Source organism: Aeromicrobium sp. JJY06, assembly GCF_044069275.1.
Lineage (GTDB): Bacteria > Actinomycetota > Actinomycetes > Propionibacteriales > Nocardioidaceae > Aeromicrobium > Aeromicrobium tamlense.
On sequence record NZ_JBIMRD010000002.1, the window covers coordinates 134,674 to 146,476 of the forward strand.

General features: G+C 72.7%; 7 protein-coding genes. 6 read left to right on the forward strand and 1 reads right to left on the reverse strand.

Translation table 11 applies throughout. The features are described from left to right. Positions 1 to 40: 40 nt before the first annotated feature. From ACGWYL_RS12160 to ACGWYL_RS12175, 4 genes are all read left to right on the forward strand, one after another. Positions 41 to 745 (forward strand): NDP-sugar synthase, encoded by a 705-nt coding sequence (locus ACGWYL_RS12160; RefSeq protein WP_395487307.1) that lies wholly within the window; start codon positions 41 to 43, stop codon positions 743 to 745. Beyond that, positions 736 to 2,691 (forward strand): acyltransferase family protein, encoded by a 1,956-nt coding sequence (locus ACGWYL_RS12165; RefSeq protein ID WP_395487308.1) that lies wholly within the window; start codon positions 736 to 738, stop codon positions 2,689 to 2,691. Before ACGWYL_RS12160 ends, ACGWYL_RS12165 begins: the two co-directional genes overlap by 10 nt. Next, complete coding sequence (locus ACGWYL_RS12170; RefSeq protein ID WP_395487309.1) at positions 2,688 to 4,673, forward strand: acyltransferase family protein; 1,986 nt, start codon at positions 2,688 to 2,690, stop codon at positions 4,671 to 4,673. The genes ACGWYL_RS12165 and ACGWYL_RS12170 overlap by 4 nt, the downstream gene beginning before the upstream one ends. Positions 4,674 to 4,739: 66 nt before the next feature. Then, positions 4,740 to 5,573, forward strand: coding sequence for a class I SAM-dependent methyltransferase (locus tag ACGWYL_RS12175; RefSeq protein ID WP_395487310.1), 834 nt, complete (start codon positions 4,740 to 4,742; stop codon positions 5,571 to 5,573). A gap of 22 nt (positions 5,574 to 5,595) precedes the next feature. Here the strand turns inward: ACGWYL_RS12175 and ACGWYL_RS12180 are convergent, their stop codons facing one another. Further along, positions 5,596 to 6,783 (reverse strand): lipopolysaccharide biosynthesis protein, encoded by a 1,188-nt coding sequence (locus tag ACGWYL_RS12180; protein WP_179424966.1) that lies wholly within the window; start codon positions 6,781 to 6,783, stop codon positions 5,596 to 5,598. Between the two features lie 113 nt (positions 6,784 to 6,896). On the opposite strand from ACGWYL_RS12180, the gene ACGWYL_RS12185 reads away from it, so the two are divergent. Further along, positions 6,897 to 10,985 carry an alpha-(1->3)-arabinofuranosyltransferase family protein gene (locus ACGWYL_RS12185; RefSeq protein ID WP_269306577.1) on the forward strand — a complete coding sequence of 1,363 codons (4,089 nt, stop codon included), beginning with the start codon at positions 6,897 to 6,899 and terminating at the stop codon, positions 10,983 to 10,985. Then, complete coding sequence (locus ACGWYL_RS12190) at positions 10,978 to 11,793, forward strand: glycosyltransferase (RefSeq protein ID WP_179424963.1); 816 nt, start codon at positions 10,978 to 10,980, stop codon at positions 11,791 to 11,793. The genes ACGWYL_RS12185 and ACGWYL_RS12190 overlap by 8 nt, the downstream gene beginning before the upstream one ends. The last annotated feature ends 10 nt before the right edge of the window (positions 11,794 to 11,803 follow it).

Here is an 11,803-nt window from a genome sequence, read left to right on the forward strand (position 1 = left end):
GAACGCCGTGCGTACGCGCGGGTAACCAAGAGTTAGGGCTGTGTCTGTGCGCCGTGGGATCGTTCTCGCCGGAGGTCTCGGGACCCGCCTGCGAGCCGCGAGCGGCGACCTGCCCAAGCCCCTCGTCGAGGTCGGCGGAGAGCCTCTCGTCGCCCACCAGATCCGTCGCCTCGTCGCCGCCGGCGTCCCGGACGTGACCGTCGCCGTCGGGTACGGCGCCGACCGGGTCGTGCAGCAGCTGGGCACCGGCGAGGCGTGGGGCGCGCGCCTGTCGTACAGCCGCGAGGACGAGCCGCTCGGCACCGGGGGCGCGCTCGCGCTCGCCGCGCGCGGCACCGTCGCGCCCGGGGACACCGTGGTGGTGGTGAACGGCGACCTGCTCTCGCGGCACGACCTCGCCGCCCAGGTGCGCGTGTTCGAGGAGTCCGGTGCCGCCGTCCTCCTGCACGTGCGCGAGGTGTCCGACGCCCGGGCCTACGGCGTGGTGTCGCTCGACGGCGACCGCGTCACCGGGTTCCACGAGAAGCCCGCCGAGGCCGTGCCGGGTCTCGTGAACGCCGGCACCTACGTGATGCGCGGCGAGGTCCTGCTTGGCCTGCCGGACACCGTCCCGCTGTCCGTCGAGGTCGACGTGTTCCCGCGCCTGGTCACGAGTGCCGACGTCCGCGCGCACCGCGACGACGCGGAGTTCCTCGACGTGGGGACGCCCGAGGCCCTCGAGCAGGCACGGCGGGCGTGGGCGTGACGGCGGCTCCGGCACGCGCCCGGGTCGCCTCGCTGGACGGCATCCGTGGCGGCTTCATGCTCCTCTTCATGGCCTACCACTTCGGCCTGACCGTCCTGGGCGGTGCCTGGACCGGCATCAACGTGTTCTTCGTCCTCTCCGGATTCCTCATCGCCCGGCTGCTCCTGGTCGAGCGCGAGCGCTTCGGGCGGGTCGACCTGCTGGGCTTCTACCGACGCCGCGCCCGCCGGCTGCTGCCGGCGCTCATCGCCCTGCTGCTCGTCCTGGCTGTCTGGGGACTGGCGTTCGCCGACGACGCCGCGCGCCGCCAGCTGCGCGGCGACCTCGTGGCCACCCTCGGCTTCGTCATGAACTGGCGGCTCATCGCGCAGGCCGACCAGTACTTCGCCGAGTTCGGCTCGGCCTCGATGCTGCGCCACGCCTGGACCCTGTCGGTCGAGGAGCAGTTCTACGTGGTCGTCCCGCTGCTGCTCGCCGTGCTGGCGTGGCTGGGATCGCGCCGGATCGCAGCCGTCGTCCTGGTGCTGCTGGCCCTCGCCTCGGCGTGGTGGACCACACAGGTCGGCGTCGGCGACGCCACCGCGCAGGCGCACGCCTACTACGGGACGGACACCCGCGTGCAGTCCCTCCTCGTGGGCGTCCTCCTCGCGTACCTCGTGGCGGGGACCGGAGCGGTGACCCGCCGCGTCCCGTCGCGGGGAGTGCTCGAGCCGGTTGCCTGGGCGTCGCTCCTCGGTCTGCTGACCGCGCTCGTCCTGGTCGACCCGATGTCGTCGCTGTTCTTCGAGCGGGGCGGCATCCTCGTGCAGTCGGCGATCGTGGCGGTGCTCGTGTGGGCATGCGTCGCCCGGCCCGACCTCTCGGTGCACCACGTCCTCGGCTGGCGGCCGCTGGCGTGGCTCGGGGAGCGCAGCTACGGGCTGTACCTCTACCACTGGCCCGTCAAGCTCTGGATCGAGCGCGGCGTGCCCCAGATCGGCACCGCTGCCGAGATCGTGGTCGGCTGTCTCGTCACGACCCTGCTGGCGTCGCTCAGCTATCGCTACCTCGAGCGGCCCGTGCTCGACCACGGCCTGCGCGGCCTCGTGCCGCGGCTGCGCCGGCCGGGCTGGCTGGCGGTCGTCGGTCCCGCGTCGGTCGTCGTGATGGCGGTGCTCGTCGGGCAGGTCCCCGCCACCGGACAGGCCGTCGCGGCGCGCGACGTGCCGCCCCTGCGCGCCGGCCAGCCCGCCTACGAGGCGGGGGAGGAGCCCACCCGCATCGCCGTGTTCGGAGACTCCCTGCCCGACCGGTTGGCCGAGGTCTTCCCCGCGGAGCAGTACGAGGACCTCTCGGTGACCTCGCTCGCCGTGCCGGGGTGTGACCTGCTCGAGTCGCGCATCGCCTACCGCGAGCTCCAGCAGGACGACGAGTGCCGGGCCGCGAAGCGCGACTTCGCCGCGAACGTGCGCGACGCCGACGTGGACACCGTGCTCGTGATGCTGCCGACGTTCGCGGCGATCCCGCACGAGGACCCCGCCGGCGAACCGATCTGGCTCGAGTCGCCGCAATTCCGGCGTGAGGTGCTCGACGCCCTCGACCGCCTCCGGGAGGGCGCCGCCGAGTCCGGCACCACGATGCAGGTGGCCACCCTGCCGTGCCGCGACCCGCGCCAGATGGCGACGATCCCGGGCATCTCCACGTACGTCGCCGACCATCCCGAGGTCATCGACGCCACCGCCGAGCCCTCCGTCGTCAACGACTGGGTGCGGGCGTGGGCGCGTGCGCGCTCCGTGCCGCTGGTGGACCTCTACGGCGTGCTGGGCTGCGGTGACGGGCCCGTGCAGGAGATCAACGACGTGACCCTCTTCAGCGACGGCCTGCACTTCGACGACGAGGCCGCGGCGATGGTGTGGACCTGGCTGGCGCCGGCGGTGCGCGACCGGGCGCGGGAGGCCACGCGATGAGCTCGGTCTTCTCCCTGAGGAACAGCCAAGGCTCGCGCAGCGCGACCCTCGACGGCGTGCGCGGCCTGGCCGTCGTCGTCCTGCTGCTCTACCACTTCGGCGTCTCGGCCCTGCAGGGCGCGTGGGTCGGCATCAGCCTGTTCTTCGTCTTCTCGGGCTACGTGATCGTCATGATCATGCTCAAGGAGCACGCGCGCCGGGGCCGGATCGACGTGGTCGACTTCTTCCGGCGTCGCGCGCGGCGCCTGCTGCCGGCCCTGACGATCATGCTGCTGGCGATCGCCACGTGGGGGGTGCTCGCGGCCGATCACGCCACGCGTCGCTCGATGCGCGGCGACATCCTCGCCACGATGGGCTTCGTCATGAACTGGCGGCTGGTCCAGCAGGCCGACCAGTACTTCGTCGAGTGGGCCAACCCCTCCTTCCTGCGCCACGTGTGGACCCTCGCGGTGGAGGAGCAGTTCTACCTCGTCGCGCCGTTCCTGGTGATGGCGCTGATCCGCCTCGTCCACCGACGCTGGGCGCGCGTGGCCGTCGTCGCGTCGCTCGCCACCGCCTCGGCCGTCTGGACGGCCATGGTGGGCGTCGGCTCCACCGAGGCGCAGGCTCACGCCTACTACGGCACCGACACCCGCGTGCAGGCGCTGCTCGCCGGCATGGCGGTCGCCTTCGCCGTCGGGCCTGACCGCGACGGCCACCGGCCCGCCGACATGCGCCCGCGGGTCGCGGCCTTCTGGGCCTGGGCGGCCACGCTCACGTCGATCGCGTGCTTCTTCGTCGTGCCGCCGCTGTCGCCGTTCATGTTCGAGTCCGGCGGCATGCTCATGCTGGCGGCGCTCACGGCCGTCGGGCTGGCGGGCGCCGTCCAGGTCGGGCCGGGTCTGTTCCGCCGCGTCTTCACGGTGGCGCCGCTGGTCTACCTCGGCATCCTCACGTACGGGCTGTACCTGTGGCACTGGCCCGTGAAGCTGTGGCTCGACCGCTACGCGCCGGCGCTGCCCGTCGAGGGCACCCTCATCCTGGGCTCGCTCGTCACGCTGGCGCTGGCGGCGCTGAGCTTCCACCTCGTCGAGGTACCGGTCATGCTCGGCGGACTCGCGCGGCTCACCGGCGGGATCGATCGCGGCCGCGTGCTGGCGGTCGGCGCCACCGCGGCGGTCGTCCTCGCTGCGGTCCGGGTGGGCGACGTGCCCACCGTCGAGGAGGACCTCGAGGCGGGCCGGGTGCCGGCGCTCGTCGACGGCACCCCGACCTACACGCCCCAGGACGAGACCGTGCGCACCGCGCTCTACGGCGACTCCGTCGCCCACTACCTCGCGCAGGGCTTCCCCGACCGCACCTTCTCCGACCTGCAGGTCACCGACCTGGCCACCGAGGGCTGCAGCCTGCTGCCGCTCACGATCCACTGGACGCCGCGCAATCAGGAGGAGGTCTCGGACGCGTGCCGCGAGGGCCGCGAGAACCTGACCGAGAACCTGCGCGACGCCGACGCCGAGGTCCTGGTGCTCATGGTGGGCTCGGTGCTGGGCGTGCCGCACGAGCGCGAGGACGGCAGCCTGCTCGAGGTCGACGATCCCGCCTACCGCGCGACCGTGGAGGAGCAGCTCGACGGGCTGCTCGCCGACGCCCGGGCCGCCGACGTCCAGCAGGTGCAGCTGGCCACGCTGCCGTGCCGCGCCGACTCGATCGGCGACTACCAGATCGACGCGGAGGACGAGGACTGGTTCGACGAGCGTCCCGAGATCGCCGAGACGGTGGTCGATCCGCGCCGGATCAACGGCTGGCTCACCGCGTGGGCGGAGGCGAACGGGGTGCCCGTGCTCGACCTCTACGACGCCCTCGAGTGCCAGCGCGGCTTCGCCAAGGAGCGCCACGGGATCGAGGTCTTCCGCGACCAGCTGCACTTCTCCGAGGAGGCCACGCCGATGGTCTGGACGTGGCTCGCGCCCTCGATCCGGGAGCGCTGGCAGACCCGCGCGTGAACCCGCTCGGTTCACCCCAGAATCCGGTTACCAGCAGGTAGGCTGGTCGCCGCACGAAAGGCATTCATGGACACCTCCGCATTCTTCGACCGCGCCCCGACGCTCTTCCCCGGCGATCCGCAGGACACCGATCCGATCGATCCGTACTGGGACCAGGTCAAGGCCGACGTCACGGGCTTCACGTCCTCCAACGAGCTCGCGATGCTCAACCTGGCGGCGTCCCTGATGCCCGCCGACGAGGCCTACCTCGAGGTCGGCACCTTCAAGGGCCGGTCGATGTGCGGCACGGTCCGCGACAACGCCGACAAGGTCTTCTACGCCATGGAGAACTTCCTGGAGTTCGGCATGGCCGGCCAGGAGGCCCGCGAGGAGCTGATGGCCAACCTCGCGACGTACGGCGAGGGCGCCGACGTCCGCCTCCTCGAGGGCGACTGCTTCAAGCTGATGGCCGTCCCGAACATCCTCGACCGACCGGTCGGCGTCTACTTCTACGACGGCGAGCACACGCTGCTGGCGCACTACCTCGCGCTGGCCGTCGTCGAGCCGCTGCTGGCCGACGAGGCGCTCGTGCTGATCGACGACGCCACGTGGCCGGTCGTGCAGCGCGCCCACCGCCTCTTCCTCGACCGCCACCCGGGGTGGACGATCGACGCCACGTGGGACGCGAAGTCCGACGACGACCCGCGCTGGGCCAACGGTCTGCACGCGCTGACGTTCCGTCGCGCCACGCCGTCGGTGCTGAAGGGCCGCGACGAGTGGCTGCGCCGCTACCAGGTGCACGTGCAGAACCGGCTCAACCGGCTCGCGTGGAAGGCCGCGACGAAGTTCCCCGGCGTCATGAAGCTGGGCGCCCGCATCGTCATGGGCCGGTCGCGCGCGATCGAGCAGAAGCAGGACTGACGACCGACGCTCCGTCGTCCCGTCAGCGCGTTCCGAGGCGGCGCGATCGGACCAGCGCCGCGGCCACGATGGCCGCGGCACCGGCCGCGCACACCCCGACCAGCTCGTACGGGGTGTCGTGGAACCACAGCACCACCAGCACGCACTGCACGCCGAGGACGAGCCACGTGAACCGGCCGAGCCAGGGGCTGTCGAGGCCCATCTCGGCGAACAGCGACACCTGCACGAGCGCCCACAGCACGCCGAGGCCGACGCACGCCACCGCGAGTCCGCCGAACTCGGCGTACTCGGCGCCGCCGGCGAGCTCGACCCAGAACGAGGGGGCGACCGCGATCACGGCGACCCCGGCCAGGCCGAGCGCCAGGATCAGCAGCAGCGACCGGCGGAACGAGCGGGCCGCTCCGGGACCTTGCATCCGGGGGACCAGCAGCAGCGCCACGAACTGGGTGCCCCAGCCCATCGCGCGGCCGAAGGTGGCTGCGAGGGCGTAGCCGCCGGACTCGTGGTCGTCGAGGTAGGCGCGCGCCAGCGTGACGTCGACGTTCGTCAGCGCGATGAACGCGCCGAGCGACATCGTGGCGCGGATGAGCTCCGTGCCCAGGCTCTGGTCCTCGGCGAGCGTGAGGTCCTCGCGGCACAGCCACGCGCCGAGCACCGCCACGGCGGCCGCGACGAGCAGCAGGAGGGCGAAGACCTGGGCGACCGAGAGGCCGAGCGCCGCGCCGCCGGCTCCGGCGGCGAGCCGCCCTCCGGCGGTGGCGACGTAGATCGCCGAGAGGGCCGCCAGCCGGTCGCGCCCGAGCAGGATGCCCTGGAACGCGCCGGTGAGGGTCATCGGGACCAGCGTCAGGCCCAGCCAGATGGCCGACCACGCGGTGTCGAGCCGGAACGCGTCGGCCAGCAGGGGAGCGGCGAGGATCGTCGCACCGGCGAGGGCCGTGCCCACCATGAGGGCGGTGCGCAGGCCGCGCGAGTCCGACGACGCGCCGGCCACGTGACGGGCCACGATGACCTGCAGCGCGCCGGCGGGCACCGCCAGCACGATGCCGTAGGCGGAGAGCGCGGAGAAGCCGCCGAAGTCCGAAGGACCGAGCGCGCGCGACAGGACGAGGACGAAGACGTAGCTCAGGAGATTGGCGACGGCCATCGTGACGCCGAGTGCCGCCCCGGCGCCCGGACGCGTGCGTGACGAGGGGGACGGACGGGGCATGGCGACCTCAGGCTACCGGGCTTCGTGACTCGCCGGTAACAGATGTGTGACGCGGGCTATATTGGACGATGCTGTGCCCGCGGCCGACCGGCCGGACCTCGAGGGAGTTCTCTGTGCGCCTGTTCACCCACTACCGCTTCGTGGTGGGCTCGGCGATCGTCGCTCTGGCGCTGGTCATCGGTCTCAACGGCTGGGGCACCTTCTACACCGACATCAAGCCCGAGATCTACATCCGCCCGTGGGCGATGCTCGGCCAGTACATGTCGTCGTGGACCGCCTCGCCGTACCTGGGCTCGCCGAACTTCAACGTGGGCCTCGCGCCGGTGCTGCTCGTGCTGTCCGCGCTGCGGGGGATCGGGCTGTCGCCCGAGATGGCGTTCAAGGTCTTCCACTTCGTGCTCTGGCTCGTGGCCGCGTGGGGCGCGGCCCGCCTGACGCGGGTCGTCGCGCCGCGCGTCGGGCGCTGGGGCGGGCTGCTGGCGGCCGTGCTGTTCCTCGCGAACCCCTACACGATCAGCGCCGGTGCCACACTGGCCATCGCGCTGCCGATGGCGCTGCTGCCGTGGCAGCTGCTGTGCCTCATCCACGGCCTGCGCCGCCCGGCCAGCTGGGCGTGGCCGGCGCTGTTCGGCCTCACCTTCTTCGCGATGAGCGGCATGAACGTCGCCGTCGTGCCGCTGCTGCAGCTGCTCGCCGTGATCCCGGTCGTCCTGGCGATCCGCGCCAGCGAGGGACTGCGCTGGGTCGACGCGCTGCTGGTGCTCGCGAAGTGCGCGCTCTTCGTCGTCGTGCTGTCGCTCTACTGGCTCGTGCCGGCGTTCGCCGCGCTCACCACGGGTGCCCAGATCGTCGAGGGCTCCGAGTCGCTCACGGGCATCGCGAAGGTCTCGTCGCTCACCGAGGTGCTGCGCGGGCTCGGCCTGTGGCCGCTGTACGGCTCCAGCTCGACCGGGCCCTGGGTGCCCGAGCACGCGGTCTACGTCGTCAGTCCGCTCATCATGGTGCTGACCGCGCTGTGGCCGGCGCTCGGCCTCACGGCGCTGGCCTGGGCACGGACCCGCGCCCGGGTGCTCGTCACCGTGGCCGTGTTCGGCGCCGCGGTCGTCATGGTCGGCGTGTTCCCCACCGAGGACGGCCCGGCGTCTCCCTTCGGCCTCCTCCTGGCCCAGCTGCTCGAGATCCCGGCGCTCTCCGCGTTCCGCACGACCAACAAGATCGGCGCGGTGCTCGTCGTCGCGATGACGATCGGCCTGGTCGTGGCGGTCGTGCACCTCGCGCCGCGCGTCTGGCGCTTCCACCCCGCGCGCACCGTGGTCGTGGTCGTCACCGCCAGCGTGTTCGCCGCCTGGTGCCTGCCGGCGCTGTCGGGCCGCCTCTACATCTCGCCGATCGACGTCCCCGACTACTGGCACGAGGCCGCGGCCTCGGTGGACGAGAGCACCCGTCCCGGCTCGGTCCTCGTGCTGCCCGGACAGGTCCGGCCGTTCTACCGATGGACCGAGGAGCGTCCCGACGACATCGTCAACGCGCTCATCGACCGGCGCGCGGTGCTGCCCGAGACCACGCCGAACGCCTCGCCGCCCGGCGTGAACTTCCTCGCCGCGCTCGACGGCTCGCTGCAGTCCGGCACGTCCACGGGCGCCGTCGTCTCCACGATGGCGCGCTACCTCGGCGCCGGGCAGGTGCTGCTGCGCAACGACGTGGTGTGGGAGAACACCGGCGGCGCGCGCCCGTCCGAGATGAACCAGCTGGTCGCCGGCGATCCTGGCCTCTTCGGCCGCGAGAACATCGGCGTGCCCGGGCAGAACACGCTCTCGCCCGCGGAGGAGGACCCCTTCTTCCACGGTGAGCACCTGCTGCCGCCCGTGCAGATCTACGACGTCGGCGGAGCACGCGAGCCGCTGCGCGCCGTGCCGCTCGACGGACAGGTGATCGTCGCGGGCGACGGCTTCTCGTTCCCGGCGATGGCCGACGCGGGCCTGCTCGACGACTCGCCGCTCGTCCGGTACGCCCAGGACCTGTCGACCGACGACTTCAGCACGGCCCTCGACACGGTCGGCCGGATGGTGCTGACCGACACCAACGCGCGCCGCAGCGTGATCGCCAACCGGCTCACCGTCGGCCAGGGCCCGCTGCTGCGCGAGGACCAGGACCCGGGCGCCACCCGCACGCTCGGCACCGATCCCGAGGACCAGACCGTGCGCGTCGACTCGGTCGTCGAGGTCACCACGTCGCGCTCGGGCGGCACGTTCTTCGACCTGCCCTACGGCACGGGCGACTTCGCCGTCGACGGCGACCTCACCACCGGCTGGCGGTTCGGCGACTTCGGCACGGCCGCCGGTCAGCGCCTCGTCGCCACGTTCGACGAGCCCGTCACCCTCGACGAGGTCCCCGTGGCGCAGCTGCCCATCGGCGACGTGCAGATCGACGAGGTCACGGTGTCCGCGGGCGGTCGGAGCGACACCATCACCCTGCCCGAGAGCGGCCTGGCCACCGCGCGACTCGGCGGCGTCGAGACCGACGAGGTCACGCTCACCATCGACTCCACCCGCGGTGAGGGCTTCAACTTCGTGGGCATCGCCGAGATCGGCCTGGGCCAGCTGGCGCACGTCGCCGGCCGCACTCCGCTCACGCTCTCGAACACGTACGACGAGCTCGACGCCGACGACCGCCTGCGCTTCTCGCGCACGCCGCTCGACGTGCTGCTGACCCGTGTGCAGAACACGCCCTCCATCAACGACGACTCCGAGCGTGCGCTGAACCGCGTCGTCACCCTGCCCGACCGCCGCACCTTCGAGACGAAGGCGGACGTCCGCGTCAACGGCCCCGTCGAGGTCATGTACGACCGCGTCGAGGGTCGCGGCAAGGAGGTCGAGGCGGAGTCGAGCGGCTTCTACTTCGACAACCCCGTCTACCGCGCCTCGCGCGCCGCCGACGGCGACGCCGACACCGGCTGGGTGCCCGGCGGCAACACCCGCGGTGCCTGGTGGGAGATCCGCGGCGACGAGCGCCGGATCGAGCGCGTCGTCATCGACCAGGAGCCCGCGAGGATCCTCGACGACCAGACCCGCCACCGCGCCTCCCGCGTCACGGTCAGCGTCGACGGCCGCGACGTCGCCGAGTCCGAGATCGGCCTGGGGGAGACCACGATCGAGCTCGACGAGCCCGTCCGTGGCTCCGCCGTCCGGGTCACGATCGACGGCATCGCCGGCGACCCCTCGGGCGTCCCGCCCACGTTCCGCTCGATCGACACGGGCCTGCAGGTTCCGGAGGCCGACGAGGACGAGCAGCAGTGCCTGCCGGTCGCGCTCGCCGACGGGACCGGCCTGCTGATGCGGCCGCAGACCAGTCTGCTGGCGCGCAAGGACCAGCAGGGCACGCCGTGGGTCGGCTGCGACACCACGCGCCTCGAGGCGGGCGAGCACACGATCGACGCCAACCCCGCGTTCATCCTCGACTCGCTCCAGCTGAGCGACACCCGGGAGTCGCTCGAGCGCTTCGGCTCGCCGATCATCTCCGAGACCACCCGCGACGGTGACGCCCACCAGACGCTCGACGTCGAGGTCACGGACGGCCCCTACGCCGTCGTCACGGGCCAGAGCTACAACCCCGACTGGCGGGCCACCGCCGACGGGAAGGACCTGGGCGCCCCCGTCACGCTCGACGGCTTCTCCACGGGCTGGATCGTCGAGGACGGTGCCGCCGCCACGATCGACATCCGCTACGCCCCGCAGACGTGGGCCAACATCGCGCTCGGCGCGAGCGGCGTCGGCCTGCTCGCGGCCCTCGCGCTGATCGTCGCCGCCCTCGTGCGCCGCCGCCTGTTCGCGCTGCCCGACGGTCCGGCCGGGCCCACCACCCTGCGCCCGCGGTGGGCCTCGGCACCCGTGCTCGCGGTGACCGGCGTCGTCGGCGCCGGACTCCTGCTGGGCTGGGGCGGCCTGGCGGGCGCGCTCGTCGCCGTCGTGCTGACGTGGCTGCGGCCGGTCGACCCGCGCCGTCTCGTGTACCTCGGGTCGGGACTGGTGTTCGCCTCGATCCTGGCGCTGCTGGTCGTGCAGGCCCGGCGCGACGGGATCGGCGAGCTGTCCGCCGACGTGATCGCGGCCAGCCTGGTGCCGCACCACCTCGCGGGCGCGGGCCTCGTGCTGGCCGTCGCCGGCAGCCTCATCCTGCTCCTGCGGAGGGACGACGATGACTGAGCCCCTGGTGTCGGTGATCGTGCCGACGCGGAACAACGCCCGCACGATCGAGCGCTGCCTGGCGTCGGTGCGCGCGCAGGACCACCCGCACGTCGAGCTGATCGTGGTGGACAACCACAGCTCCGACGGGACCGATGACATCGCGCGGGGGATCGCCGACGTGGTCATCACGGCCGGTCCCGAGCGCAGCGCCCAGCGCAACCGCGGCATCCGCGCCGCCGAGGGCGTCTGGATCCTGTGGCTCGACAGCGACATGTACCTGCCCACCGACGCGGTCAGCGCCGCCGTGCGCACGGCCGCCGTCACCGACGCCACGGGCGTCGCGCTGCCCGAGCGCACGATCGGCGACGGCTTCTGGACGGCGTGCCGCGCGCTCGAGCGCGAGTGCTACCTCGACGCGCCGTGGCTGCACAACCCGCGCCTGTTGCGCCGAGCCGACATGCTCGCCGACGGGTTCCACGAGTCGATGTCGGGCCCGGAGGACGCCGACCTGCGCTTCCGCATCCGCGACGCCGGCGGCACCGTCGAGCTCGCGCCCGTCGTGGTCGACCACGACGAGGGCCGGCTGACCCTGCGCGACATCTGGCAGAAGCGCTACTACTACGGGCTCAGCCTCCCGGCGCTGGTCGAGCGTCACGACCGCGCGATGGCCGACCAAGGCTCCGGCGTGCTGCGTGCCTACGCCCAGAGCTGGCGCCGGCTCGCCCGTCGCCCCGTCCACGCGCTCGGCATGGCCGGCATGCGCGTGATGGAGGCCGCGGGCTACCTGTGGGGCGCCCGTGCGGGTCGTCGCCGGGCGCGGGTGTGAGGATCGACGG

Coding starts and splice junctions, on each gene's coding strand:
- ACGWYL_RS12190 (WP_179424963.1), top strand. CDS start 10,978: ATGACTGAGCCCCTGGTGTCGGTGATCGTGCCGACGCGGAACAACGCC.
- ACGWYL_RS12175 (WP_395487310.1), top strand. CDS start 4,740: ATGGACACCTCCGCATTCTTCGACCGCGCCCCGACGCTCTTCCCCGGC.
- ACGWYL_RS12170 (WP_395487309.1), top strand. CDS start 2,688: ATGAGCTCGGTCTTCTCCCTGAGGAACAGCCAAGGCTCGCGCAGCGCG.
- ACGWYL_RS12180 (WP_179424966.1), bottom strand. CDS start 6,783: ATGCCCCGTCCGTCCCCCTCGTCACGCACGCGTCCGGGCGCCGGGGCG.